Source organism: Ramlibacter sp. bp-362, assembly GCF_054956735.1.
Map to the genome: position 1 here is coordinate 262,109 of NZ_JBUDXE010000007.1, position 26,120 is coordinate 288,228.

The 26,120-nt window shown below is 70.4% G+C and carries 24 protein-coding genes and 1 pseudogene; 7 read left to right on the forward strand and 18 right to left on the reverse strand.

Features of this window, described 5'->3' with window-relative positions; genetic code table 11:
• The first annotated feature begins 12 nt into the window (after positions 1-12).
• Entirely contained in the window at positions 13-1,680 is a 1,668-nt protein-coding gene (locus tag ACY0MJ_RS12435) for a cation:proton antiporter domain-containing protein (protein WP_462638775.1), read from the forward strand.
• A gap of 101 nt (positions 1,681-1,781) precedes the next feature.
• Positions 1,782-2,606 (forward strand): annotated as a pseudogene (locus tag ACY0MJ_RS12440) (isocitrate lyase/PEP mutase family protein); the annotation flags it as partial.
• A 217-nt stretch (positions 2,607-2,823) separates the two neighbouring features.
• On the opposite strand, the gene ACY0MJ_RS12445 reads toward ACY0MJ_RS12440, so the two are convergent.
• From ACY0MJ_RS12445 to egtD, 3 genes are all read right to left on the reverse strand, one after another.
• A complete protein-coding gene (locus tag ACY0MJ_RS12445; RefSeq protein WP_462638776.1) occupies positions 2,824-3,219 on the reverse strand; it encodes a c-type cytochrome in 396 nt (131 codons plus the stop codon).
• Positions 3,220-3,224: 5 nt separating this feature from the next.
• Entirely contained in the window at positions 3,225-3,794 is a 570-nt protein-coding gene (locus tag ACY0MJ_RS12450; RefSeq protein WP_462638777.1) for a ferritin-like domain-containing protein, read from the reverse strand.
• Positions 3,795-3,954: 160 nt separating this feature from the next.
• Positions 3,955-4,956: an L-histidine N(alpha)-methyltransferase gene (gene egtD, locus ACY0MJ_RS12455; RefSeq protein WP_462638778.1), complete on the reverse strand. Its 1,002-nt coding sequence runs from the start codon at positions 4,954-4,956 to the stop codon at positions 3,955-3,957.
• Positions 4,957-5,102: 146 nt separating this feature from the next.
• On the opposite strand from egtD, the gene ACY0MJ_RS12460 reads away from it, so the two are divergent.
• Positions 5,103-6,059 (forward strand): helix-turn-helix domain-containing protein, encoded by a 957-nt coding sequence (locus ACY0MJ_RS12460; RefSeq protein WP_462638779.1) that lies wholly within the window; start codon positions 5,103-5,105, stop codon positions 6,057-6,059.
• Positions 6,060-6,063: 4 nt separating this feature from the next.
• Here the strand turns inward: ACY0MJ_RS12460 and ACY0MJ_RS12465 are convergent, their stop codons facing one another.
• From ACY0MJ_RS12465 to ACY0MJ_RS12480, 4 genes are all read right to left on the reverse strand, one after another.
• Positions 6,064-7,116, reverse strand: coding sequence for an ABC transporter ATP-binding protein (locus ACY0MJ_RS12465; RefSeq protein WP_462638780.1), 1,053 nt, complete (start codon positions 7,114-7,116; stop codon positions 6,064-6,066).
• Positions 7,113-9,314 (reverse strand): ABC transporter permease, encoded by a 2,202-nt coding sequence (locus ACY0MJ_RS12470; protein ID WP_462638781.1) that lies wholly within the window; start codon positions 9,312-9,314, stop codon positions 7,113-7,115. Before ACY0MJ_RS12470 ends, ACY0MJ_RS12465 begins: the two co-directional genes overlap by 4 nt.
• Entirely contained in the window at positions 9,314-10,321 is a 1,008-nt protein-coding gene (locus ACY0MJ_RS12475; protein ID WP_462638782.1) for an ABC transporter substrate-binding protein, read from the reverse strand. The genes ACY0MJ_RS12470 and ACY0MJ_RS12475 overlap by 1 nt, the downstream gene beginning before the upstream one ends.
• Positions 10,322-10,423: 102 nt before the next feature.
• On the reverse strand, positions 10,424-11,392 hold the full coding sequence (locus ACY0MJ_RS12480; RefSeq protein WP_462638783.1) for a PDR/VanB family oxidoreductase: 969 nt from the start codon (positions 11,390-11,392) through the stop codon (positions 10,424-10,426).
• A gap of 28 nt (positions 11,393-11,420) precedes the next feature.
• On the opposite strand from ACY0MJ_RS12480, the gene ACY0MJ_RS12485 reads away from it, so the two are divergent.
• Positions 11,421-11,891 (forward strand): MarR family winged helix-turn-helix transcriptional regulator, encoded by a 471-nt coding sequence (locus ACY0MJ_RS12485; protein WP_462638784.1) that lies wholly within the window; start codon positions 11,421-11,423, stop codon positions 11,889-11,891.
• On the opposite strand, the gene ACY0MJ_RS12490 is transcribed toward ACY0MJ_RS12485, so the two are convergent.
• Positions 11,888-12,877 (reverse strand): Bug family tripartite tricarboxylate transporter substrate binding protein, encoded by a 990-nt coding sequence (locus tag ACY0MJ_RS12490; RefSeq protein WP_462638785.1) that lies wholly within the window; start codon positions 12,875-12,877, stop codon positions 11,888-11,890. The genes ACY0MJ_RS12485 and ACY0MJ_RS12490 overlap by 4 nt on opposite strands.
• Before the next feature lie 49 nt (positions 12,878-12,926).
• A complete protein-coding gene (locus ACY0MJ_RS12495; protein WP_462638786.1) occupies positions 12,927-14,150 on the reverse strand; it encodes a Rieske 2Fe-2S domain-containing protein in 1,224 nt (407 codons plus the stop codon).
• Positions 14,151-14,600: 450 nt separating this feature from the next.
• Here ACY0MJ_RS12495 and ACY0MJ_RS12500 point away from each other — a divergent pair, with 450 nt between their 5' ends.
• Together ACY0MJ_RS12500 and ACY0MJ_RS12505 are read left to right on the forward strand one after the other, a co-directional pair.
• Positions 14,601-15,002: a GreA/GreB family elongation factor gene (locus ACY0MJ_RS12500; protein WP_462638787.1), complete on the forward strand. Its 402-nt coding sequence runs from the start codon at positions 14,601-14,603 to the stop codon at positions 15,000-15,002.
• Positions 15,003-15,076: 74 nt separating this feature from the next.
• The gene (locus tag ACY0MJ_RS12505) at positions 15,077-15,958 is read left to right on the forward strand and encodes a universal stress protein (protein ID WP_462638788.1); all 882 of its coding nucleotides are present in this window, start codon (positions 15,077-15,079) and stop codon (positions 15,956-15,958) included.
• Position 15,959: 1 nt separating this feature from the next.
• Here the strand turns inward: ACY0MJ_RS12505 and ACY0MJ_RS12510 are convergent, their stop codons facing one another.
• The 9 genes from ACY0MJ_RS12510 to ACY0MJ_RS12550 form a co-directional block, all read right to left on the reverse strand.
• Complete coding sequence (locus ACY0MJ_RS12510; protein ID WP_462638789.1) at positions 15,960-16,679, reverse strand: nucleotidyl transferase AbiEii/AbiGii toxin family protein; 720 nt, start codon at positions 16,677-16,679, stop codon at positions 15,960-15,962.
• The gene (locus ACY0MJ_RS12515) at positions 16,672-17,142 is read right to left on the reverse strand and encodes a helix-turn-helix domain-containing protein (protein ID WP_462638790.1); all 471 of its coding nucleotides are present in this window, start codon (positions 17,140-17,142) and stop codon (positions 16,672-16,674) included. Before ACY0MJ_RS12515 ends, ACY0MJ_RS12510 begins: the two co-directional genes overlap by 8 nt.
• 79 nt (positions 17,143-17,221) lie before the next feature.
• Positions 17,222-18,901, reverse strand: coding sequence for an ABC transporter permease (locus tag ACY0MJ_RS12520; protein ID WP_462638791.1), 1,680 nt, complete (start codon positions 18,899-18,901; stop codon positions 17,222-17,224).
• Between the two features lie 13 nt (positions 18,902-18,914).
• Positions 18,915-19,988, reverse strand: a complete 1,074-nt coding sequence (locus ACY0MJ_RS12525; RefSeq protein ID WP_462638792.1) for an ABC transporter ATP-binding protein — start codon at positions 19,986-19,988, stop codon at positions 18,915-18,917.
• 2 nt (positions 19,989-19,990) lie between these two features.
• Entirely contained in the window at positions 19,991-21,007 is a 1,017-nt protein-coding gene (locus tag ACY0MJ_RS12530; protein WP_462638793.1) for an ABC transporter substrate-binding protein, read from the reverse strand.
• 171 nt (positions 21,008-21,178) lie between these two features.
• Positions 21,179-21,793 (reverse strand): urease accessory protein, encoded by a 615-nt coding sequence (locus ACY0MJ_RS12535; RefSeq protein WP_462638794.1) that lies wholly within the window; start codon positions 21,791-21,793, stop codon positions 21,179-21,181.
• A gap of 62 nt (positions 21,794-21,855) precedes the next feature.
• Positions 21,856-22,185 (reverse strand): hypothetical protein, encoded by a 330-nt coding sequence (locus tag ACY0MJ_RS12540; protein WP_462638795.1) that lies wholly within the window; start codon positions 22,183-22,185, stop codon positions 21,856-21,858.
• Between the two features lie 2 nt (positions 22,186-22,187).
• A complete protein-coding gene (locus ACY0MJ_RS12545) occupies positions 22,188-24,695 on the reverse strand; it encodes a cbb3-type cytochrome c oxidase subunit I (RefSeq protein ID WP_462638796.1) in 2,508 nt (835 codons plus the stop codon).
• Positions 24,692-25,663, reverse strand: a complete 972-nt coding sequence (locus ACY0MJ_RS12550) for a cytochrome c oxidase subunit II (RefSeq protein WP_462638797.1) — start codon at positions 25,661-25,663, stop codon at positions 24,692-24,694. The genes ACY0MJ_RS12545 and ACY0MJ_RS12550 overlap by 4 nt, the downstream gene beginning before the upstream one ends.
• 79 nt (positions 25,664-25,742) lie before the next feature.
• Between ACY0MJ_RS12550 and ACY0MJ_RS12555 the strand changes: the two genes are divergently transcribed.
• The gene (locus tag ACY0MJ_RS12555; RefSeq protein ID WP_462638798.1) at positions 25,743-26,120 is read left to right on the forward strand and encodes a c-type cytochrome; all 378 of its coding nucleotides are present in this window, start codon (positions 25,743-25,745) and stop codon (positions 26,118-26,120) included.

Sequence of the window (26,120 nt, forward strand, 5' to 3'; positions counted from 1 at the left end):
GCCATCGCGCCGATGGTCCTCATCCTGTCGCTCGGCCTGGCAGCGGCCACCGCCAGCAAGCGGCTGGGGCTGAGCCCCATCGTGGGCTACATCGCGCTCGGCATCGCGTTGAAGGCCTTCCATCTCGAGAAGATGTTCGACGCGTCCGTCATCCACCTGCTCTCGGAGCTGGGGGTGATGTTCCTGCTCTTCGACCTGGGCCTGCGGTTCTCGCCGGGGCGGGCGAGGCGCGACGCGGCGAACATCTTCGGCCTCGGCCCGCTGCAGGTGGCCGTGGCGACGGCCGTCTTCTCCGGCATCTCCCTGCTCCTGGGGTTCGCGCCGTCGCAGGCGCTGCTCATCGGCCTGGCGCTGGCGCTGTCGTCGACCGTGGTGGTCGAGCGTCTCATCGCGGAGCGCCAGCAGGTCCATTGCCCGGTGGGCGTGGCGGCGAGCTCGGTCCTGGTCTTCCAGGATCTCGCCGGCATGTTCGTCCTCATCGTGCTGCAGGCGCAGCAGGCGGGCGAGCCGCTGCTGCGCGTCGCGGGACAGACGATCGCCAAGGCGCTGCTGGCCATGGCCCTGGCACTCGTCGCTGCGCGGTGCCTGGTCCGACCGGTCCTCGGCGCCATCGCGCGGCACCACAACGAGGAAGCATTCACCACCACCGCCCTCCTGTTCGCGCTCGCGGCCGGATGGGCGACGGGCCTGGGCGGCCTCTCCCTGAATTTCGGCGCCTTCCTGGGGGGCGTCGCGCTGGCCGACTCGCCGTATCGCCCGTTGATCGCGGCGGAGATCCGGCCTTTCCGCGGACTGCTGCTGGGATTCTTCCTCGTGAGCACCGGCTTGTCCCTCGACGTGCAGACGCTCGGCGACTCGTTCCCGGATATCGTGCTGGTCACGCTGGCCATCCTGGCTGCGAAGACGCTGGCCAACATCGTGGCCAGCCGGCTGTTCGCGTGGTCGGTTGCGGGTTCCACGCAACTGGGATTCCTCCTGGGCCAGGGCTCCGAGTTCGCCCTCGTCATCCTGGCCCTGCCTCCGGTTCGCGAAGGCATCGGCAGCGACAAGGCTTCCCTGCTCATCGTCGCCGTCTCGGTGACCATCGCGGCAGCGCCCAATTTTGCGGAGCTGGGACGTTTCATGGCGGGGCGCTTGCGATTGCGGGCGACGCTGGCGCGACAGGCCGAGCTCCAGCCGCTCGTGCGCGCCGCCCCCGTGGTCATCGTCGGGATGGGGAACGTCGGACGCGGGCTGGCCGACGCCCTGCGGACCTTCCACATACCGTATTTCGCGCTGGAGCGCGACCCGCAGCGCCTTCGTCTCGCGCTGGCGGACGGTTACGAGGTCTCGTACGGGGATGGGTTCGACGTGCGTCTCTGGGAGTCCATCGACCTGCACGAGCGGAAGCTGAGCGTGCTCACGGCACCGAACTTCTGCGCCTTGAGCCAGACGGCAATGCTGATCCGCCAGAAGTACCCTGCCCTCCGGCGATACGCGGTGGTCAACAACGACCGGGAGGCGAACCTCTTCCGTTCGCTCGGAATGTTTCCGCTGCGCGACCAGGACCCCATCCCAGGTCTGGACGTCGCGGTCGTGGTGCTCAAGGAGTTGGGCGTGTCCCGGACGGCGCTGGCGGCATGGGTGGATTCCCACAGGCGCATCGCGCCGAAAGTCCTCGAACCCACCCAGGCCGCCTGAGCCGAACCGCCTCCGCCGGATTCCAGGAAGCCGGGACACATCCGGCGGATTGCCGGGCGCGGGGAACGCCGTACCTTTGGGCGCTTTCCAGGAGGTATTCCATGTCACCCCAACCTGCCGACATCGCCCAACGTCGCCGCGCCTTCCGCGCGCTGCACCAGTCCGGGTGCTTCGTCATGCCGAATCCCTGGGACCGCGGCAGCGCGCGCTACCTGCAAGGCCTGGGGTTCAAGGCCCTGGGAACGACCAGCGCCGGCGCGGCCTGGTCGCGCGCGCGCGCGGACGGGGACCTGTCGCTCCACGACGTGCTGGAGCACCTGCAGGACATCGTCGAAGCGACCGCCATTCCCGTCAATGCGGACTTCGAGTCCGGCTTCGCGCAAAGCGCGGCGGGGATCGCGGACAACGTCCGCCGGGCCGTGGACACCGGCGTCGCCGGCATCTCGCTCGAGGATGCCAGCGGCATCGCTTCGAATCCCGTCAGGGACATCGGCTCCTCCGTCGCGCGGCTGCGAGTGGCGCGGGCCGTGCTCGACGAATACGGCCCCGATGCGCCGCTCCTGGTGGGGCGCGCCGAGAACTACGCGGTCGGCCATCCCGACCTGGAGGACACCATCGCACGCCTGCGGGCCTATGCGGACGCGGGCGCCGACGTCCTCTACGCGCCCGGGGTCGCCACGCGCGAGGAGATCGCCGCGCTGGTGGACGCGGTCCACCCGAAGCCGCTGAACGTGCTCGTCGGGCCGGACACGGTCCTGACCCTGGACGAAATCGCCGCCCTGGGAGTGCGCCGCATCAGCGTGGGCCCGGCGCTCGCCCGCAGTGCCTGGGGCGGCTTCATGCGCGCCGCGCGCTCCATCGTGGAAGGCGGCCGTTTCGATTTCGGCACGCCGGCGAGCGGCAGGGAGCTGGACTCCTTCTTCCGGCTCAGCACCGAGGCGCCCTCCAAGGTGACGGCGAACATCGTCGGGCGTGTCGAATACCGGCTGGGAGAAGGGCCGCTGCTCGAAATCCGGCAGGGCTGGGTCGAGATCACGTTCTCCCCCGGTGACGCCGTGTTCGCCTGGTCGGAGGGCAACTGGCGCGAGGAGGCGGTCATGCCCTTCGCCAACTTCTGCCGCTACGTTTCCGCCGGCGCCATCGTCATGGCGGAGGCCTGACGGAAGAAAGGTACCGGATCACCGCGTCACGGTCGGTGGCCGTCGCCAGGGAGAACGCCATCTTCGTGCCCGGCGCGACGGACTGCGGATCCCGCAGCCATGCCTGCAGGCGGCGCGCATCCCAGCGGCCGCCGACACGCTTGAGGGCATCGGAGTAGTCGTACCCGGCGACGGAAGCGACCTTGCGCCCCACGACGCCGCGCAGCATGGGGCCGACGCGATTCGCGTCGAGGGAGTGACAGGCCGCGCACCTGGACGCGAACAAGCTCGCGCCGCCGCTTGTGCCTGGGACGCCTTGCGCCCCGGCCGGCAGCGGCAGGGCGCAAAGGCTGGCCAGGAGCACGGGGATGCCGGCCGCCGGCGAATGACCGCGTCGCATGCGGGTCACCCGAACAGGTAGGCCTTGGAGCGGATCTCCAGCCCTTGCGCGTTGTTCAGCGTCGCCCAGTGGACCGCTTCGTCGGCGGCGAGATTGGCGAACAGCTGCGCCAGCTTCGGGTCGCCCAGCGCGCGGACCTGGCCGACGTACGCGCTCGCCGCTCCCTGCTCGAGCCGCGTCGCGAGCGCCACCACGTCGCCTTCGGTCTTGAGCGTGCCCAGGTCGAGCGCCTTGACGTACTGGGCGTCCGACTGCGGCTGGACCGGCTTGCCGCCCGCCTTGGCGACGAGCGAGGCCAGCGAGTCCCGGTGCTGCTCGTGATGGCCCTTGAACACGTTCGCGATCCTGAGCGTGCCGGGCTTGAGCAGCCCGCTGGCGCCGGCGAGCCGGTAGGCGGCGATGCCCTCGTGCTCCAGGGCGAGCGCCACCTGCAGGACCGAAACGTCCCGGGATGCGTCCTTCGCCTGGGCGCCTGCGAGCGCGGGTGTGGAAGCGGCGACGAGGCCGAGCCCCGCCAGGCCGAGGAAGATCCGCCGCGGTTCCTGCCCGATCCGCTGGTTCACGTTGGAAGACATGTCTGGCACTCCTTGGATGAATGGATGTCCGCATCGCACGCGTGCGCCGGATGCGCACCCGCCTGCCAGTGCAGGTTAGCGGCCATGGTTCGTCCTTGGACGAACCATCGCGTGGAAACGGATGCGGGAGTGCATTTGCAGGACTCCAGCGCGACCGGTGTCAGTCGGCGCCGTCGCCCTGGAAGCGGTCGCCCGTGATGCGCCCGGCGCAGATCACGGCGAAATAGCCGTCCGGGTCCGACCACAGCGCGGTCGTATCCCATCCTCCGGCCCTGAGCAGCAGCCCGATGTCCCGGGCGGTGTACTTGTAGCTGTTCTCGGTGTGGATGGTCTCGCCCTCCTTCATCGAGAAGCGGCGATCGGCCACGCGGAATCGCACATCCTGACGCGCGAGCAGGTGCATCTCGATCCGGCTGAGCCCTTCGTTCCATCGCGCCTGGTGCTGGAAGGCCGGCACCGGGATGTCTCCGGCGAGTTCCCGGTTGATGCGATGCAACAGGTTGAGGTTGAACCTGGCGGTGACGCCCTGCGGGTCGTCATACGCCGGCAGGAGGATCGCCGGGTCTTTCAGCAGGTCGACGCCGAGGAGCAGGATGGCTTCGGGGCCGAGCGCGTCCGCGAAGCTCCTGAGAAGGTCGACTGCCGCCGCCTCGCTCAGGTTGCCGAGCGTGGAACCGGGAAAGAAGCCGACGGCGCCCCGCTGCCGCACCGTGCCCGGCAAGCGCATCGGGCGCAGGAAATCCGCCTCGACAGGCCGCATCGGGATGCGCGGGAACCGCGCCTGAAGGGATGCGATGGATTCGCGCAGGAACGCGCCGGAGATGTCGATGGCGATGTATTCCGACAGCGCCGCTTGGGCGAGCAGCTCGGAGGTCTTGGTGGCGGATCCGGCGCCGAACTCGACGAGCACCCGTCCCTGCCCCAGGAGGTCCGCGATCTCGCGGATGTGCGTCGCCAGGATCTGGCGCTCGCAGCGCGTGGGGTAGTACTGCGGCAGCCGGGTGATGTCCTCGAACAGCCGGGATCCCTCGTGGTCGTAGAACCATCGCGGCGGAATGGCCTTCTGGCCGCTCGCCAGGCCCCTGAGTACGTCGCGCAGGAATTCGTCGGGTGCGTTCAGCGCGGAGACGCCCGCGAGCACCGGGAAGGAGGGATTTCGCATCGGAGGGCATCGATTGTTCCCGGCGCGCGCCGCACCGGTCAACGCGCCATGTGCTCGCCCGTCCGGCAAATGCATCCCGGAGACCGGAATTTCGTACCATCGGGGTTCCGGACGCGCTGCTGCAGCCGTCCCCTGGAGCCGCCAGCTTGAACGAACACCCGGTCCTGCGCATTTCTCCCGCCGATCTCGAGAGCCTGCTGGGAACGCTGGAGGTGAACTTCGTTGCGCTCACCGAGTGCCTGGTCGACATGGGCTACAGCCTGGAGCTGGGCGGCGTGAACGCGCCGGGCATCCACTACAACCTGGTCGGCCACGGCCGCGCGATCGTGGACGACGGGGACCCCATTCCCCTGGAGCCGCACACGCTGATCGTCGTTCCGGCGAAGTCGCTGTTCCGCATCGAGGTCGAGGGGCGCAACGGCTATTCGGGCCTGCTCACCATCAATGGCCGGACCCCGAACCGGTCGCCGGACACGGTGCGCAGGGTCACGGCAGGCGATGGCGAGCCGTCGCTCGTCCTCGTGTGCGGCTACTTCCACGCGACCTATGGCGCGTGCGCGGACCTCTTCGCCGGCTTGACCGAGCCGATCCACGAGCAGTTCAGCCCCGAGGACCACGTCGACACCAAGCTGCAGGCGGCGCTCGCCGAACTCATGGCGCAGGAGATCGGAAGCGGCGCGATGAGTGCCGCCTTGTTGAAGCAGGTGGTCGTGCAGCTGCTGCGCAGGTCGCTCGTTTCGATGAATGCGTGGGTGGAGCGCCTCTCCGTCCTCGGTGACCCCCTGGTCGCGCGCGCCTTCGCCGCGATGGCGATGCACCCGGGCGACGACCACTCCCTGGAGAGCCTGGCCCAGCTGGCTTGTCTCAGCCGCTCCGCTTTCGTGGCGCGCTTCACCGGGTCCGTCGGCAAGCCGCCGATGCAGGTGCTGCGGGAACTCCGGCTGCGGCAGGCGATGTCGCAGCTGAAGGCGGGCAACCAGGCCATCGAAATCATCGCCCGCGACGCCGGCTATGCGAGCCGCAGCAGCTTCATCAAGGCGTTCCGGAAGATGTACGGCATGGAGCCTTCCGAGGTGCGACGGAGCGTGCAGGCGCAGGCTTGAGCCTTCAGCCCGCGCCTCGCGGCACCACCGACACCCCATGCCCCGCCAGCGCAAGCCCGACGGTCTCGCCCGGCGCATGCCGGACCGACAGGTCGGGAGACACCACGAACAGCTCCCCCAGCGGCGTGTTCACCACGTACTCGATCACGCTGCCCAGGTAAGCCGATTTCACCACGGTCGCCGCGAGCGCCGCGCCATCCGGCGGCTTGATCAGCCAGGCCTCCGGCCGCACGGCCACCTTCACGGCGCCTGGCGCGAAGCGGCTGCCCGGCGACACGACCAGGGGACCCAGGCGCACGCTGCCGTCGGCGTGCGCGGTCGCGTCGAACAGCATGGCCTCGCCCATGAAGCCCGCCACGAACTCGGTGGCCGGGCGCTCGTAGAGTTCCTCCGGCGTGCCGCGCTGCGCGATCACGCCGTGGTCCATCACGATGATCTGGTCGCTGACGGCCAGCGCCTCGCTCTGGTCGTGCGTGACGTAGGCGACCGTGAGCCGCAGGCGCTGCTGCAGCGCGCGGATCTCCTCGCGCATCTCGCGGCGCAGGCGCGCATCGAGGTTGGACAGCGGCTCGTCGAACAGCAGCACCGCGGGCTCCAGCACCAGCGCGCGGGCGAGCGCGACGCGCTGCTGCTGGCCTCCCGACAGTTCGCCGGGCGAGCGTTCGTCCAGGCCCACCAGGCCGACGTTCGCGAGCGCCTCGCGCGCCCGCTGTGCGGCGCGGGCCCGGGGCACGCCCGACATGCGCAGGCCGTAGCCGACGTTCTCGAGCACGCTCATGTGGGGAAAAAGCGCGTAGCTCTGGAACATCATGCTCACGTTGCGCTCGGCCGGGCCCAGCGTGGTGACGTCGCGGCCCGCGATGAAGATGCTGCCCGCCGTGGGCGACTCGAGCCCGGCGATCATGCGCAAGGTGGTGGTCTTGCCGCAGCCGGAGGGACCGAGGATCGTGGTGAGCGTGCCTTCGGGCACCTCGAAGCTGATGTCCTTCACGGCGAGCGGCCCGGCCGGGTCGCTGCCGTAGCGCTTGGCGACGTTGCGGAATTCGATGCCGTTCATGCGAGGGCCTCGCGGACGACGGGAACCTTGCGCCGGCCGAGCCGCCGCTCGCCCACGGCCAGCTGGATCAGCGCGATCGCGATCGACATGAGCACGATCAGCACGGTGCAGTAGGCGAGCGCCACGCCGTAGTCGCCGTTGCCGACGCGGCTGATGATGTAGGTGGTGGCCAGGTCGTTCTCCGCCGTCACGAGGAAGATCACCGCCGAGACCGTGGTCATCGCGCGCACGAAGCTGTAGATCAGGGCCGCGACCAGCGCGGGCTTCAGCAGCGGCAGCACCACGTGCCGGAGCGTCTGCACCGTGGAGGCGCGCAGCATCACCGAGGCCTCGTCGAGCGCCCGATCCAGCTGCCGGAAGGCCGCCGTGCCGGCGCGCACGCCGACCGGCAGGTTGCGGAACAGGAAGCACAGCACGATGATCAGCCCGGTGCCCGTCAGCTCGAAGGGCGGCACGTTGAAGGCCAGGATGTAGCTCACGCCCAGCACCGTCCCCGGGATCGCGAAGGCGAGCAGCGCCGCGAACTCGAACAGGCCCTGGCCGCGGAACTGCGTGCGCGCCAGCACCCACGCGATCAGCAGTCCCAGGCCGGCCGTGAGCGGCGCCGAGATCGCGGCGAGCTTCAGGGTGGTGAAGAGCGAGTTCCAGGCGGTCCCCGCCCACACGATGCCGTACGCGCCCCACTCCAGCGCGAACGCCCGGCCGAAGTGGGCGAGCGTGGGCGTGTAGTTGCGGCCCCAGGTCTGCACCAGGCCGCCCAGGAAGGCGAAGAGGTAGATCACCACCGTGAACGCCAGCCAGGGCACGGCGATCGCATGCACGGCGCGCCGCACGCCGTCGGGCAGCGGCATGGGCAGGCCCGAGTCGCCCTTGCCGCTGACCGTAGTGAAGGACGTGCGCCCGAGCAGCGCGCGCTGCAGCGCGAACACCGCGAGCGCGAACAGGGTGAGCACCCAGGCGAGCGATGCGGCGCGGCCCTGGTCGTTCTGCGCGCCCACGATGGCGAAGAAGATGTCGGTGGAGAGCACCGCGTACTGGCCGCCCACGACGACGGGGTTGCCGAAGTCGGCGATGCTCTCGATGAAGCCCACCAGGAAGGCGTTGGCCAGGCCGGGCTTCAGCAGCGGCAGGGTCACCGTGAAGAAGGTCCGGGTACGGTCCGCGCGCAGCGTCTGCGCCGCCTCTTCCAGGCTGGGCGCCACCCCCTGCACCACGCCGCGCATGATCATGAAGGCGATGGGCGTGAACGCGAACAGTTGCGCGAGCCAGAGACCCAGGAGGCCGTAGAACCAGCGCGTGGGCTCGATGCCGAAGGCCCACTCGAGCAGCTGGTTCACGATGCCCGCGCGGCCGAACAGCAGGATCAGCCCCAGGCCCACCACGAAGGGCGGCGTGATGATGGGCAGCAGCGCCAGCACGCGTAGCGGCCCCTGCGCCCTGGGCGGCCCGCGCTCGGCCAGCAGCGCCAGCAGCGTTCCCAGCACGGTCGTGCCGGCCGCCGTGAGCAGCGCGAGGAACAGCGTGTGCCAGGCCACGCCGCAGCGCACGCCACCGGACAGGCAGGCGAGGCCCCACACGCGTTCGTTGCCGATGCGGTCGTACAGCGCGAGCAGCGACCAGTGGCCCTGCTCGTCGAAGAAGGCGGCGGAGAGCGCGCGCGCCACCGGATAGGCGATGAACAGCAGCAGCAGGAAGCCCGCGCCGAGCACGCTGGCCGCCACGAAGGGATCGGCTCGGAAGAAGCCCAGGCGCGCGAGGCCGATGCCCGTGAGCACCGTCAGCGCCGCGAGCACCACGAAAGCGCCGGCGCCCATGCCGAACTGCTGCAGGCCCAGCTCGCCCAGCGCGCGCTCCAGGAAGCCGAAGGACCAGCCGCGCGCGCCGATCAGGAACCCGCTCGCGACGAGACCGACCAGGCCGACCGCGCCGCCCGTGACGAGCCACCGCCCCTGCTTGCGACCGGGCGGCTGTCCCAGGGCCGCGGCCGCGAGCACCAGCCCCGCGACCCCGAGCAGCAACCACTTGCGCCCATGCACCAGTGCCTGGACGATGCCGTTCGCCGTCTCCGGCCCGCCGAAGACGCGGGGGACCGCCTGCCACCAGCCGGCGTCCTGGATGGCGTACCAGGGAAGGGCGACGTAGCCCAGGAGGCCGACCGCCACCCACGCGCGGATGGCGGAGGCCGCGTCACGCCGCATCAACGCGGCAGCGAATTGACTTCCTTCTCCCAGCGCGCGATCAGGCGCTTGCGCTCGGTGCTGGAGCCGTACTTCGCGTAGTCGTAGTCGATCAACTTGATCTTCTTGAAGTCCGGCACGTTCTTGTCGACCTTGGCCGCCTTGTTGCTCGGAAGCTGGTACTGCTTCGCCGCGGCCGCGAGCTCCTGCGCGCCGGGCGTCAGGCAGAACTCGTAGAACTTCTTCGCCGCTTCCAGGTTGCGCGCGCCCTTGATGATGCTCATGGAGCCGATCTCGGCGCCCGTGCCTTCGGCGGGCGTCATGGTCTCCAGCGGGAAGCCGGCCATCTTCTCCTGCGGGCCGTCGTGCACGAAGCTGATGGACACCGCGGTCTCGCCGCGCGCCACCGCCTTGATCGGCGCCGTGCCCGAGCGCGTGTACTGGCTCACGTTGCGGTGCAGGCCCTTGAGGTACTCGAAAGCCTTGTCCTCGCCCATCAGCTGCACCAGCGTGGCGATCATCGTGTAGGCGGTGCCGCTGGACGCGGGGTTGGCCACCTGGATGTCGCCCTTGTATTCGGGCTTCAGCAGGTCGGCCCAGGCCTTGGGCGCGGGCAGCTTCTTCTTCGCCAGCAGCTCGGGGTTGTAGCCGAAGCCGAGCGGGCCCGAGTAGATGCCCACCGTCTTGTAGCCGGCCTGCTTCGCCTGCTGCTGGGCCCAGCCGTGCAGCTGCGCCAGCGCGGGCGACTTGTACTCGAGGGTGAGGCCTTGTTCCGCCGCCTGCAGGTGCGGGTCCCCGGTGCCGCCGAACCAGACGTCGGTCTTGGGGTTCTCCTTCTCGGCGTTGAGCTGCGCGAGCGCCTCGCCGGAGCCCTTGAGGGACATGTTCACCTTCACGCCCGTGGTGCGGGCGTACACCGTGGCCAGCATGTTGCACCACTCGGCCTGCACGGAGCAGATCAAGTTGACCTGCTGTCCATGGGCGGCGGCGGAGGCCGCGAAGAGCGCGGCGAGGAGGACTTTCTTCATGGCGTGGTGTCTCCCGAGGTTAGGTGGAAAGCATCACTCGGGAGGGTAGGCAAACCGGGACGGAGCGGACTTCGGGCAAACCCGCGTGCGCGGCGCCCCCCTTCAGAGATCCAGCACCAGGCACGCCGACTTCGCCCGGGAGCAGCAGGGCAGGAACTGGTCGTTCGCCGCCTGCTCCTGCGGGCTCAGGTACAGGTCCCGGTGATCGGGCTGCCCCTCCAGCACGCGCGTGAGGCAGGTGCCGCAGACACCCTGCTCGCAGGAGGTCGGCAACACGACCCCGACCTCCGCGAGCGCCGCGGTCACGGACTGGTGGGCGCCCACCCGGACTACCCGTGCCGAGCGCGCGAGCCTGACCTCGAAGCTCCCGTCCCCGTCGCGTTCCGCCGCCGCGCCGAAGAACTCGCAATGCAGTTGGTCTTCCGGCCAGCCGCTGCCGCGCGCCGTGGAAAGCACGGCATCCATGAAGCCCCTGGGCCCGCAGGTGTAGACGTGGACGCCGTCCCGCGGCGTGCGCAGCAACGCCGCGAGATCGAGCTTCTGCGTTGGCGCGCCTTCATCCATGTGGAAGTGCACGCGCCCTGCGTACGGCGACTGCGCGATCCGCTCGCGGAACGCGGTCCGCTTCGCGGAGCGCGTGCAGTAGTGGAGCGTGAACGCCTGGCCCAGCGCGGACAAGCTCTCGGCCATGCACAGGAGCGGCGTGATGCCGATGCCGCCGGCGAGCAGCAGGCTTTCCCGCGCCTGCGGCGCGAGCGGGAAGAGGTTCCTGGGCGCGCCGATCGGGATCACGTCGCCCGCGTGCACCGCCTCATGCATCGCACGCGAGCCGCCGCGGCCCGCCTCCTCCTTGAGGACGGCGATCTGGTAGCGGTGCGACTCGCGCGGGTCGTTGCACAGCGAGTACTGGCGCGCGATGCCGCCAGGCAGGTGGACGTCGATATGCGAACCCGCGGAGAACGGCGGCAGCGGGCGGCCGTCCGCGCTTGCCAGTTCGAACAGCGCGATATCCCGCGCGAGGGGAAGCTTGCGCGCGATGCGCACGCGCAGCAACTGCGGCGTGGTGGTCATGGGTGGTCCTGGTCCTTAGAATCCGCGCATGCGCAAGGCTGCACGTGTTCCTCTTGAAAGCAGAATTTCCTACCGGTGTCTTTCGGTCGCGGCGCGCATCACGCGCCACCTCGCGCCCCGGTGGAAGAACGAATACGGGCTCACCGTGATCAGCTGGCGGGTGATGGCCGTGATCGGCCGCTTCGAACCGGTCTCGGCCAAGCAGGTGGCGGCGCGCACCAGCACCGACGCATTCTTTGTGGGGCGCGCCATCGAGAAGCTGCTGGAACAGGGCTACGTGACGAAGGGCGTGGACCCGGAAGACCGCAGGCGCCTGCGACTGAGCCTCACGGCCGCGGGCCGCAAGGTGCACCGCGAAGTGGAAGGCATGATCAACCAGATCGAAGCCGACCTGCTCGCCGGTGTTTCCGCCGCGGATGCCAAGGTGTTCTTCCAGGTCATGTCGACGCTGGAGGAGCGGGCGGCCACGCTGGGCCAGCCCGCACAGGACGCCGACTAGTTGTTCATCGTGATCCCGGCCTTCCGGATCACGCTGCCCCAGCGTCTGTATTCCGCCTTCAGGTAGGTGTCGAACTCCTCCGGCGTGAAGCCGCGGCCCTCGACGCCGAGTTCCTTCAGCTTGTCCTGCACGTCGCGCTGGGCGAGGATGCTGGCCATCTCGCCCGCGAGCTTGTGGCGGATCTCGACGTCGGTTCCCGCGGGGCCGAGCACCGCGAACCATGGGCCGGAGACGATCTCGGGGTAGCCGGCCTCGGCGAACGTGGGCACCTCCGGCAACACGGAACTGCGCTTCGCCGAAGCGATGGCGATCGGCCGCAGCTGGTGGGCGCGGATCCGCGGCACGAGGTTGATCGTGTCGCCGATCATCATCCCGACGCGGCCCGCGAGGACGTCCGTGAGTGCCGGCGGGAAGCCTTGGTACGCTACGTGGGTGAGTCCGATGTCCGTCTGCTGGTTGATCAGCTCGCCGGTCACGTGGCCCGTGGTGCCGACGCCCTGCGTCGCGAACGTCATCTTCTCGGGATGGGATTTCGCGAAGGCGCGCAGCTGCGAGAAGTTCGAGACCGGGAACTCCTGGTTGGTGACCAGGACGTTCGGCGCCTCCGCCACCACCGTCACGGGCGCGAAGGCCGTTTCGGCGTTGTACGGCAGCCGCTTCATCAGGAAGGGATTGAGCACCAGCGGGCCCTGCGCCGTGAACAGGAACGTGTAGCCGTCCGGCGCGGCCCTGGCGACGACGTCGGCGCCGACGGTGCCACCGGCGCCCGTGCGGTTCTCGACCACGAAGGACTGGCCCAGGCGCGTTTCGAGATGCCGGCTCATCAGGCGTGCGAGCACGTCGATGGAGCCGCCCGCCGCGAACGGCACGATGAAGCGGACCGGCTTCGTCGGCCACGCGTCCTTGCCCTGGGCCTGCGCGCCGAAGGCGCAGGCCGTCACCAGTAATGCCGCGGCGATCCGGCCGAACTTCCTAAGCGCTTGCATTGCATCTCCTTGTGGATTGGGGGTGGCGGCGGGTGCCGCCGCGAGCGGATCAGGCGCTCGCAACCGTGGCCGGATGCGCGCCGGCCTGCTCCGCCGACACTTCCTTCGGCAGCAGCACGGCGACGGCGCGGCGGCGATAGAGCTCGCCCTGCGCTGCGGCCACCGGGACCGTGCCGTCGGCGACGAACTTCTTCGCCGACTCGATCAGGCGCCGTCGGCACTTGACGATCGCGGTGTCCGAAGTCCCGAGGTGCTCCTTCGTGCGGTCGGCGATCGCGCCCTGGCTCTCCTGCACCGCGAGGTCCTGGAGCTGCGCGCTGGGGATCCCGGTGAACGAGTCCTTCTTCTGCTGGCCGCGGTCCAGCAGGTAGTCGTTTGCGCGATTGCCCTCCGGGATGTAGCTGCCGGGGATCAGCCGCGCGTAGTCCAGGCTGCCCGTCGTGTACTCCGCCAGTTCGTCGCCGGTGAGCGGGCGTCGGACGTGGTAGCGGACGCGGTACCACCAGCAGTTCTCGTCGTCGATCGGGATGAACAGGTTCGCGCGGCACACCAGGTCCTCGGCCGTCGGCACGAGGACGTAGTTGGGCATCAGCCACTGCGTGATGCGCCAGTAGTAGGTGTCCTTTCCGCCGTCCCGGCGCGCCGAGATGCGCATGCCGTAGTCGGTGTCCTCGCAGAAGAAGCGCGGAGCGCCGTCGGAATCTCCGTATGTCTGCAACTCGCCGACATTGAACACGTCCTTCTCCATCGGCGCCATGGAGCGGTGCAGGAAGGTCAGGTGGGCGGTGTCGATGCTGCCTTCCAGCGCCTGCTGGTAGTTGCACTTCATCAGGCACTTGGACGCGTAGACGTTCTCCGCCGGCAGGCCCAGGAACTCCAGCTCCGGGAAGGCGGGCACGGTGTCCTGCGGGCCGATGTAGGCCCACACGATGCCGCCGGCCTCGCGCACCGGGTAGGCCTTGGCGCGGATGTTGGGATTGCAGCGCATCGGGCTGCCGGCGGGCTCGCTGGGAATGTCCAGCAGTTCGCCCGTGACGCTGAACTTCCAGCCGTGATACACGCAGCGCAGGCCGCCCTCCTCGTTGCGGCCGAAGTACAGCTCGGCCAGGCGGTGCGGGCAGTGCGCGTCCAGCAGGCCCACCTTGCCGCTGGTGTCGCGGAAGGCGACGAAGTCTTCGCCCATCAGCCGGACCCGCACGGGGGCGCAATCCGGCGCGGGCAATTCCTCCGACAGCAGCGCGGGCTGCCAGAACTGCCGGAACAGACGGCCCATGGCGCTACCGGGCCCCACGCGGGTCAGGATTTCATTGTTTTCGGAACTCAACATGCGCGATCTCCCGCAAGGAAAATACTTGCGATTCGCCATTATCTATCCGGTTTTTGACCCATGTCAACGACGCGCGCAACGGCAAGGCCCCAGCTTCCTTGCCAGATTGCGCCGCGTGCGGCCCGCTCTCCCGCGCATTCGCCTAGACTCGGCCGCATGACGCACCTGTCTTCCCGCGATCCGCGCGCCCTCGCCTTCCCGCCCCCCATGGCGCGGGTTGCGCGTGCGTGCGCGTTCGGCGCGGCGAAGGCCCGCATGCGGCGCACGCCAGCAGATTCCTGAGCCCGGCGGCCGTCCCCTTTCCCTTTCCAGCGCACCACCGACCGCCGGGCCCCGCCTGAAGCGCGCCCGCGGGCACGAGCATCCGCCTCGTCCCGCTCCTGAAGGAGTGCCCCGATGCATGCCATTTCCCTGGGCGAGCGCAAGCTCACCGAACTCGACGCCGTGCGGCTGCGCAGGTTCACCGCGGCCGGCGTCCTGCCGCACCTGAGCGATCTGCTCGACGAGGCCGACACGATCGCGCCGCGGGCCATCCCCGCCGACGTGATCACGATGTACGCCCGCTTCACCATCCGCGACCTGCAGACGCAGGAGCGCCAGTCGCTCGCGCTCTGCTATCCGCGCGATGCCGACGCGGCGCGCGGGCAGGTCTCGGTGCTGTCCCCCGCCGGCATGGGCCTGATCGGCCATTCGGTGGGCTCGATCGCGCGCTGGACCGCCCCCGGCGGCGAGGAACGCGCCGTGCGCGTCGAGTCCATCGAGTTCCAGCCCGAGGCCACCGGCGACTACATCACGTAGCCGCCCTCGCCTGCCCTGCCGTTTCCTCGAGCTGCCTGCCGCGCGCGGGCGGCCGACTCCTGGGAGAAGAAAAAATGAAGCTTCGAACGATCCTGGTCGCGACCGACCTGACCCGGCGCGAGGCCGCCGCCGTGGAACGCGCGGTGCAGCTCGCGCGCGCGCACGACGCCAGGCTCCGCCTGATGCACGCGCCCGCCTCCGGCCGCACGCCGCACCCCGACGCCGTGGCCCGGCTGGCCCGCGCCGCGGCGCCGCTCGCCACCCGCCTGGACTTCCGCGTGGAGACCGTCCCGGTGCGCCCCGGCGACACGATCGAACGCATCGCCGCCGAGGCGCGCAACGCCGACCTGGTCGTGCTGCCGCACCGGCGCGAACGCAGCACGGCCGCCTTCTTCCGCGGCCAGCCCGTGGTGCGCCTGCTGCGCGAGGCCGGCCGGCCGGTGCTGGTCGTCCGCCGCGCGGGCGGCGCGCATTACCGGCGCATCCTCGTCGGCGTGGACTTCACGCCGGCGTCGCAGGCCGTCGTGCAGCTCGCGGCGCAGCTGGATCCGCTCGCGCAGCTGGAGCTGTTCCACGCCGTCGACACGCGCGGCGAGGCGCACTTGCGCGCGGCCGACGCGACGACGGAAGCGATCCGCGCCTACCGCGCGCAGTGCGTGCAGAAGGCGCGGCAGCAGATGCTGTCGGTGACGGACTCGTTCGCCGCGCGGCGCAACCGCGTGCTCGCGGCGATCGGCCGCGGCAGCCCCGGCCGGCAGATCGTGATCCAGCAGGAGCATGCGGAGGCCGACCTGGTGGTCGTGGGCAAGAGCGAGAGCAGCGCGTGGCTGGACTTCCTGCGCACGAGCGTCGCGCACCGCGTCCTCAGCTGGGGGACGAGCGACGTGCTGGTGGTGCCGGAAGCGGCCGCCGCGGGACGGGTCCCCGCGGGCCGGCGCATGGCCGCGCCGGCCTGAATCAGTCCGATGCGGGCGCGGGCAGCGCTTTCTGCAGGCGCCGGATCCGCGCCCACAGCTGCGCCTTGCTGACGGTGTCGATGCGCAAGGCCTCCATGCATTCGTCGAGCCGGTGCGGCCGCTTGCGCAGCGCCTCGATCGCGGCCGCGAGCGAACCGCGGATCGAGGCTCCATAGGCGACTTCCGCCTTCGCACATGCGGCATTCAGCAGCGCCGGGGCGGCGCCCTGGCAGGCGAGGTCGACCAGGTCGCGGCTGAAGACCGCATCGTCGTTCCACCGGTCGGCGTTGGCCAGCAACTTCTCTGCCGCGAGGTCGAGCGGGGTGAGGGCGGCGAGGCCGCAGATCGCATCGGTGGCTTCCGGCCGTTCCAGGGCGACGCGTGCTTCGAGCACGATCTCGAACTTGATGATGGCGCCCCCGCTGCGGACGTGCGTACGGATGCCGTACTGGTCCGTCCGCAGCTCGCGCACGCGCTCCACGGCCATGCCCGGCCGCAGCAGCGGATCCAGCCCCGCCACGCCGCCCAGCATCTGGCGCAGTTCGCGGTAGCCGGCCAGGTCGGAGACCAGGAAGTCGATGTCGAGCGACTCCCGATACTCTCCGTAGCGCAAGGCCATGGCCGTGCCGCCGCCGAACCAGCAGCTTCGCTCCGCCAGCACCCGGGGGTCCAGCGCCTGCAGCACGAGCGCGACGTTGCGGTGGTGTTCGCGCTCAAACAAGCAGGCGCCCTCCTCCGATCGAACGCGTGAGCGTGCGGATCAGCGCGAGCTCCTCGGGCGACAACGCTGCCGCGTCCAGGTGGCGCCAGTTGCGCTCGTACAGCTGCAGCGCCTCCTTCGGCGACACCTCGTCGACAGCGTGCAGCTGCCATGCGAGCGCCTTCAACTGCGGATACGCATCGAGGCCGATCCGCTCCGGCAACGCGTCGGCCTGCGATGCAGCGTTCGGGTCCACCAGGGCGAGGTTCAGGCCCAGGGCATTCGCCAGCGCGACCCATGCGCCGGCCGTCACGCTCGGCTCGCCTTGCTCGATCCTGTGCAGGGTGACACGCGACATGCCCGCCGCTTCCGCCGCGGCGACGGCGCTCACCTTCTGTTCGCGGCGCACCCGCCTGAGCAGCTGGCCGAGGCGGCTCAGCTGCTCACGGTCAGCGGCGGCGACAGGGGGTGTTCTGGCGGGCATTCGTTTCTCATTATGGACATCTTTATGTTATTGTCAATAATGAGAAACAAAAGAGGGGCGCGACCCGAAGGCTGCCGGATCACGCCCCCCGCCCCCGGAACCGCCGCCCCGCCAGCGCCGCCAGCAGCACGAGCGCGGTCGAGATCAGGATCATGATGATCCCCAGCGCGGACAGCTTGCCCCACAGCCCGTCGTCCGCGAAGCTGAGGATCTGCACGGCCAGCACTTCGCTGCCCGGCCGCGACAGCACCACCGACACGGTCAGCTCGCGCAGGAACATGGTCGCCATCAGCGTCCACGCCGAGATCACAGCGGGCGCAAGCAGCGGCACGACGATGCGCCGCAGCGTCGCCATCGGGCTCGCGCCGCTCACGAGCGATGCCTCTTCCAGCTGCGGATGCAGCTGCACGAAGGCGCTCGCCAGCGGCCGCACGCCATAGGGCAGGTAGGTCGCGATGTAGCCGAGCAGCAGCGTGGTGAGCGTCGCGTACAGCGGCGTGCGGACGAAGAACCACAGGAAACCGATGCCGATCACGATGCCGGGGAAGGAGAAGCTGAGGAAGCTCAGGAGCTCCAGCAGCGCGGCGGCGCGCGTGCGCACGCGCACCACCACCCAGGCCACGAACACCGACAGCGCCACGCCCAGCGTCGCGCCCACGGTCGCCAGGAACAGGCTGTTCTTCAGCGCCAGCATCGCCACCGGGTCGGCCAGCACCTCGCGCCAGTGCTTCAGCCCCATGGCCGCGAAGGCGCGCGCGCCGGGCACCATCGAGTACGGCACGAAAGACGTGTAGAGCAGCACCACGACCGGCAGCACCACGACCAGGAAGGACAGCACGCCGACCAGCGTGAAGAGCGGCAGCCGGGCGCGCCCCAGCGCGACCGCCGCGGGCCGCCACGCACGGCCCGAGATGGTCACGAACTTGCCGCTTTCCGAGGTGAGCGCGCGGTACAGCACGATCAGCGCGATGGACGCGGCGAGCACGCTCATCCCCAGCGCCGCGGCCTGACCGTAGTCCGGCGAGAAGCCCGTGGCGATCATCTCGTACAGGCGCGTCGCCAGCACCTGCACGCGGCCCGGCGTGCCCAGCACCTGCGGCACGGCGTAGGAGGCCAGGCTGCGCACCACCCCGAGCACGAAGGCCGCGAGGATCGCGGGGCGCAGCACCGGCAGCGTCACGCGCCACAGCGTGCGCCAGGTGCCCGCGCCGGAGACGCGCGACGATTCCTCCAGCGACACGTCGAACGAGGCCATCGCCGGCGCGATGATCAGGTAGCCGATCGGCATGTTCAGCAGGCCTTCCACCAGCACCATCCCGCCCAGCGAGTAGATGTTGAAGGGCGCCTCCTGCAGGCCGAAGGCCTCCATCAGCAGGAGGTTCAGCAGGCCGTTGGAGGGGTTGAGCAGCAGCGCCCAGCTCACCGAGAACAGCACGTGCGGGATCATCATCGGCACGATCGCCAGCACGGTGAACAGGCCCTTGAACGGGATGTCGGTGCGGGTGTTCAGGTAGGCCAGGAACAGCGCCAGCACGGTCGACAGGATCGAGGAGCCGAGCACGAACACCACGGTGTTGAACACCACGTGCAGCAGCGCCGGGTCGCCGTAGACCGCGAGGTACTTGTCGAGCGTGAACGCGCCGAGGCCGGTCAGGCCGCGCGAGAAGCTGCCCAGCGCCAGCATGAACACCGGGCAGAGCGTGAGGAAGCCGACGATGGCGATCAGCAGCCACGTCAGCCGGGAGGCGGAACGGTGCATCGGTGGGCGGCCCTCAGGCGGCGACGAGCAGGCAGTGCGCCGGGGCCACGCTGAAGCGCACCGGGTCGCCCTGGCGCACGGGCTGGTCGGGATCGATCCGCGCCAGGATGCGCTCGTCGCCCACGCGGATGTCCGCCTCGTAGACCTCGCCGACGAATTCCAGCGCTTCCACCCGGCCTTCGACCGTGTTCGGTCCGTCGCCGCCGACGCGCACGAACTCGGGGCGGATGCACAGCGTCGCGCGGCTGCCCGCCGGCAGCGCGCGGTGCTGGCAGCGCAGCGTGCCGAGTCCGCAGTCCACCACGGTGGCGCCCTCTTCCTCGCCGCGCACCGTCGCCTCCACGAGGTTGGCGCGGCCGATGAAGTCGGCGACGAAGCGGTGGTCGGCGTCGAAGTAGATCTTCTGCGGCGAGCCGATCTCGACGATGCGGCCGGCGCGCATGACGGCGATGGAATCCGACAGGGCCAGCGCCTCCACCCGGTCGTGCGTCACGTACACGCCGGTGATGTCCAGGCCGGAGAGGAAGCGGCGCAGCTCCTTGCGCGTTTCCTCGCGCAGCTTGGCGTCGAGGTTGCTCAGGGGCTCGTCGAACAGGATCACCTTGGGCTCGGCGACCAGGGCCCGCGCCAGCGCCACGCGCTGCTGCTGGCCGCCGGAGAGGCGCGTGGCGGAGCGCTCCTCCACGCCTTCGAGCTGCACGAAGCGCAGCGCCCGGCGCACGCGCTCGCGGATTTCATCGCGCGGCGTGCCCCGCACCTGCAGCGGGTAGGCCACGTTGTCGAACACGCTCAGGTGCGGCCAGATCGCGTACGACTGGAACACCATGCCCAGCCCGCGCTTTTCCACCGGCACGTTGATGCCCTGCGCGCCCGACCAGACCACCTGGCCGCCGATGCGGATCTCGCCGGCGTCGGGCGTCTCCAGCCCGACGATGCAGCGCAGCAGCGTGGTCTTGCCGCAGCCGCTGGGGCCCAGCAGCGTGAAGACCTGGTTGGCCGGGATGGTGAGGTCGACGTGGTCCAGCGCCTGGACGGTGCGGCCTTCGGAGACGTAGTTCTTGCAGAGCCCCTCGATGCGGATCTCCATCGTCAGCGGGCCGCGAACAGCGTGCGGAACTCTGCCCCCCACTTCTGGATTTCGGCATCGGACAGGTCGCGCACGGGCAGCACCTTGGCCTGCTCGATGTGCTTGATGGGCGGGTACACGCCGGGCGCGAGCACGTACTCGCCGACCTCGCGCGCCAGCAGGCCCATGGCCTTGCGCGAGAGCCAGAAGTCCATGAACGCGCGGGCGGCGGCCGGATGCGGCGCGCTCGCGGCCACGCCGATCGCGCGCGGCTCGCCCAGCAGCGGCTGGCCGCCGCGCGGGCCCCACGCCAGCGGCGCCGGCGCCTTGGTGACGATGTACTTGGGCATGGAGATGCCGATCAGCTTCTCGCCGCTTTCCACCGGCGCCGGCGTGGGCCCGAAGGACGCGACGAACATCGGGCGGTTCGCCGCCAGGCCCTTCACGTAGGCGAGCCAGTCGGACTCCGACTTGAACACCATCTCCTTGAGCCCCACGAGCCAGGCGATGGTGGACGAGTGCGTGGCCGGGTTGGCCATCACGATCTTGTCCTTCCAGCGTGGGTCGGCCAGGTCCTCGTAGCGCTTCGGCGCATCGGCTTCCTTGACGCGCTCGGTGTTGTACAGGTAGGAGACGTATTCGATGCCGAACAGCGTCATGCGCGGATCGCGCGTGGCCCACTCGGGATAGCCCGCCGCCTCGGGCGACTTGTACGGGGCCAGGACCTTGTGCGCGTTGAGCAGGTCCAGCATGGGCCGGGGTGCCTGCACCACGTCGGCCAGCAGCTTGCCCGCGTTGAACTCGGTCAGGATGGTCGGCAGGAACTTGGTGCTCGACACCCGCGTGTAGATGCCGCGGATGCCGGTCTCCGCGTCGAAGGCCTTCATCAGCGGGTCGACGGCGGTGATGTTGGCGTAGAACACGGCCTGCCCTTCGGCCTTGGCCTCGGCGCTGACGGCGGCCTGCGCGGACGGCAGCAGCGAGCCGAATCCGGCGGCGCCGGCGAGTTGCAGGAAATGGCGGCGGTCCACGGCGTTCATCCGATGTTCTCCTTGGTTTCGTTCTGGCGACGGTCGCGTCGAATCCTGCCATGCGGCCGGCGCGCCGCCACCGGGCGAAACCCGCAGCGGGCGCGGCCCGTCAGGCTCGCGCCAGCACCGCCCAGACGATCACGGCGCCCAGGCCCAGGCTCGAAGCGCCGATCCCGGCCGTCAGCGCCGCATGCGCGCGGCGGGCATGGGCGGCGCTCCAGCGCAGGGCAGGACGATCGCCACCGACAGCAGCGCCATGCCCAGGATGGATCCCGCGCCGAACAGCGCGATGTACAGCAGCCCGAGTTGCCAGGACTGCACCGCGCCCAGGCTCAGGACCACCAGCGCCGCCGAGCCCGCGGTGCCGTGCATCAGGCCGACGGCCAGCGCGCGCAGCGGCAGCGCATGCGCGTGCGCGTGCGCCGGGCCGGCTTCATGCGCATGCGCATGCAGGTGCCGCACGCCGCCTTCGTGCGCGTGGGCGTGCACGTGGATCTTCTGGCGCAGCAGCCGGCGCAGCACGTCCGCCCCGAGCAGCACCAGCATCAGGCCGACCGCGAGTTCCAGCACCTGCTGGAACCATTCCGGCAGCGCGCTGCCCATCGCCAGCACCGCGCCGCCCAGCAGCAGCAGCGTGATCGTGTGGCCCAGGCCCCAGGCGACGCCCAGGCGCACGGTGTGCCCCAGCGACTGCTGGCGGGTCGCCAGGCTCGCGACCGCCGCCAGGTGGTCGGCCTCGGTGGCATGGCGCATCCCCAGCAGGAAGCCGATGAAGAGGATGCTCCATGTCGTCATGCGCCTGGCTCCTTGTGCCTCGCCCGGATGGGCTGCATGGCCGCATCGTACGCGCGGACGCGTCAGAGGCAGGGCGGCGCCATGAAGACCGGCAGGGTTTCCCAGACGATCGCCAGCGCGGCGAAGGCGGCGAGGCCCTGGCCCACGTGCTGCGCGAACGGCCGCCGCGCCTCGCGCGACGCCGCGCGCCGCGCGCCGAGAACGAGCACGGCGAGCAGCGCGATCGCCACCACGCCGCCGATCGCCACGCCCCACGCGACGATGCCCGCATCCACGCCGGGACGCGCGCACACGACGCCCGTGAATCCGTAGATCGCGAGGAAGTGCAGCGCCCACACCACCGGCCCGGCGACCAGCAGCAGGAGATCGGATACGACAGGCAGGCGGGGCATGTTCACGCCACCAGCCGCGGGAACCCATGCACCAGCGCGAGCGCCAGCAGCCCCTGCAGCACCGTGTAGTGGCAGAACAGCATGGTGTTGTCGAAGGTCGCGCGCCGCTCGCGCGACAGCAATCCGCAGGCGCCGCGCGCCGCCGTGTACAGGCCCATGCAGGTCGCGAGCACGGCGAACAGCCCCTGCAGCACGACGCACAGGTACACCGTGGCGCCGTAGCCGCTCTGCCGGGGCGACAGGCCGCTGGCGCCTTGTGCCCGCAACTCGACGCCGAAGGCCCCGCACAGCAGGACGACGGCGGCCACCATCCCCAGCGGGAGGATCCAGCCGACCCGCCCGGCCCGCAGGCGGCGCCCGCAGAACCACACCAGCGCCGAGGACGCGAGCAGCATCGCGGCCGATGCCAGCGGCCATGCGAGCGAAGGCAACCGCGCCGCGCCGTCCACCCAGGCCTGCGGCTGCACCGTCCACAGGAACAGGTAGGAGAACACGGCGGAGCCGAAGATCGCGCCGGACACGAGCAGCAGCACGATCATCGCCCACCAGGAATGCGACTCCGGGCCGTTGCACACCACCGGCAGCGTGATGCCGCCGCCGACGTCCACGGGCGGGTGGTAAGGCCCCGGATCGCTCTGCCACAGCCAGTGCACCACCGAGACGATGGCCAGCACGCCGGCCGCAAGGGCCAGCCACACCAGCTTCACGGTGAGCAGCAGGAAGAAGCCCGCCGTGCCCAGCGCCCCGAGCAGCGGCGCCCAGCCCGGCCCGGGCATCGCCAGCAGGTACTGCGGCCGCGCATCGAAGGCGCTCGTGACGATGGTCTCGCGCCGGCCCGTCGCCGACCGCGGCAGGTACTCGCGGCCGGCCTCCACGTCGCCCGCCAGTTCCGGCTGGTCCCACAAGGGTTCGCGGCTCGTCACGTGCGGGATGCTGCGCGTGCCGTAGTTGCCCGTGGGCAGCCATTCCAGCGTGCCGGCCTTCCACACGTTGCCGGCGTTGCGGCTGGAGACGCGCAGGTGCAGCGCGAAATCGATCACGACCAGCAGCACGCCGGCGGCGATCACGTAGGCGCCCACCGTGGACAGCATGTTGAGCCCGCCCCAGCCCAGGTCCGCCGGATAGGTGTACACGCGCCGCGGCATGCCGAGGAGTCCGGTCAGGTGCATGGGAAAGAACGCGACGTTGAAGCCCGCGAACATCAGCCAGAACGCCCATTTGCCCAGCCGCTCCGACAAGGGCTGCCTGCTCACGTAGGGCGCCCAGTAGTAGAAGGCCGCGAACAGCGGGAACACCATGCCGCCGAACAGCACGTAGTGCAGGTGCGCCACGATGAAGTAGCTGTCGTGCGCCTGCCAGTCGAAGGGCACCAGCGCCACCATCACGCCGGTGAGCCCGCCCAGCACGAAGATGAAGAAGAAGCCCAGCACGAACAGCATGGGCACCTTCAGCGGCCGCATGCGGCGCGCCGCGGCCACGGTGGCGATCCACGCGAACACCTGGATGCCGCTGGGCACCGCCACCGCCATGCTCGCCGCCGAGAAGAAGCCCACCGAGGGCTGCGGGATGCCGGTCGCGAACATGTGGTGCACCCACAGGCCGAAGCTGAGGAAGCCGGTGGCGAGCAGCGCCAGCACCACGAGGCGGTGGCCCACCAGCGGCCGCCCCGTCATGGCGGGCACGATCATCGACACCATGCCGGCGGCCGGCAGGAAGATGATGTAGACCTCCGGGTGGCCGAAGAACCAGAACAGGTGCTGCCACAGCAGCGGATCGCCGCCCTTGGCCGCCACGAAGAACGGCCACTGGAAGGCGCGCTCGATCTCCAGCAGCATGGTGGCGAGGATCACCGCCGGGAAGGCGAAGATGATCATGCCGGCCAGCACCAGCATGGCCCACGCGTACACCGGCATGCGGTCCAGCGTCATGCCGGGCGCGCGCGTGCGCAGCACGCCCACGACGATCTCGATCGCGCCGGCGATCGCCGAGATCTCGATGAAGCCGATGCCCAGCAGCCAGAAGTCGGCATTGACGCCGGGCGAGTAGCCGTAGCTGGTGAGCGGCGGGTACATGAACCAGCCGCCGCGCGGCGCCAGCTCGAAGAAGATGCTGGTGAAGAAGACCAGGCCGCCGATCGCATAGGCCCAGAACGCGTACACGCTCAGGCGCGGGAAGGGCAGGTCGCGCGCGCCCACCATGTTGGGCAGCAGCAGCACGCCCATGGCCTCCACGGCCGGCACGGCGAACAGGAACATCATCACCGTGCCGTGCATGGTGAAGAGCTGGTTGTAGGTCTCGGGGCGCAGCAGGCCGTTCTCCGGCACGGCGAGCTGCGTGCGCATCAGCAGCGCCAGCACGCCGGCGAGCAGGAAGAACAGGAAGGCCGTGCCGACGTAGAAGAGGCCGACGTAGTTGTTGTTGACGACCGTGAGGAAGCGCACGCCCGAGGGCGGCTGCCAGATCGCCTCCAGGTCCTTCAACTCCTTTTCCGTGCCGGCCGCGATGCTCATCGGAGGCTCTCCAGCCACGCGGCCAGCGCCCGCAGGTCCTCGCCGCCGAGGCCGGGGTAGGCCGGCATCAGGCTGCCCGGCTTGAGGTGCTGCGTGCCCGCGATCCAGCCGGCGAGGGTGCCCTGGTTGTTGGGCAGCGTGCCGGCCGCGATCGCGATGCGGCTGCCGACGTGCGTGAGGTCCGGCGCGAGCGTGCCCCGCGCGGCCGTCCCGCGCACCGTGTGGCACACGCCGCAGCGGCTGCGCTCGAAGACGGCGCGTCCCGCCGCGTGCCGGCCATCCGCGGACGGCGCGGCAGGCTGCGCCTGCGTCGCCAGCCAGTCGCGCCAGGGCTGCGCCTCCATCGCCACGACGTGCAGCGCCATGCGCGCGTGCTGCGCGCCGCAGAACTCCGCGCACTGGCCGCGCCACGCGCCGGCCTCCTGCGCGCGAAGCCGCAGCCGGTTGACGCGCCCGGGGATCGTGTCGAGCTTGCCGGCGAGGTTGGGCACCCAGAAGGAATGGATCACGTTGTCGGACTTCAGCGCCACCTCCACCGGCAGCCCGACGGGGATGCGCAGCTCGTTGGCGGATTCGAAGAGCGGGCGACCCGCCGCGTCGAGATAGCGCACGCGCCACCACCACAGTTCGCCGGTGACCTCGATGCGCGCGGCCGGCTCCGCGCGCAGCGCGGGCGCCGCGAAACCTTTCTGGAAGCTGTAGACCAGCAGGCCCGTGAGCACGAGCACCGGGAAGGCGATGCCGCCACCGAGGATCCAGCCGCGGTGCGCCAGCCGTCCGCGCGCGGCCGCCGGCCCGCGCAGCGCGAGCCAGCCCAGCAGCATCACGGCCAGGAAGATCACGCCGCCGCCGATGAAGAGCACGCGCGACAGGTCGAGGATCTGGGCGGCCTGCTCGCCCTGCGCCTGCAACGCCGACTGCGGCGCCACGAAGGCGGAAGCGGCAGGAACGGCGGGTGCGAAGGCCATGGCCGCCGCATCATTCCACCGATCCGCGCCCCCGGGGGGCGCGGATCCGCCGCAGAATGCCCCGCGACACCGCGACCGCATGCTGCACCACCGACTTCCTCCGCTCCTGCTGCTGGCCACGGCCGCGCTGGCGCTCGCCGGTTGCGGAGCGAAGGAGCGAGGCCTCGCGATGGCCGGCGGCGCGGCCGATCGGGGCAAGGCGCTGGTCGCAAGCTACGGCTGCGTCGCCTGTCACGCCATCCCCGGGATCGCCGGGCCGCAGGGCAACGTCGGGCCGCCGCTCATGCACATCGGCAAGCGCGCCTATCTCGCCGGCGTCCTGCCGCACACGCCCGCCGCCATGCTGGCCTGGCTGCGCGACCCGCCGGCCGTCGACCCCGCCACCGCGATGCCGCGGCTGGGCCTCTCCGAGCAGGAGGCACGCGACATCGCGGCCTACCTGTACGAGCAGGACTGA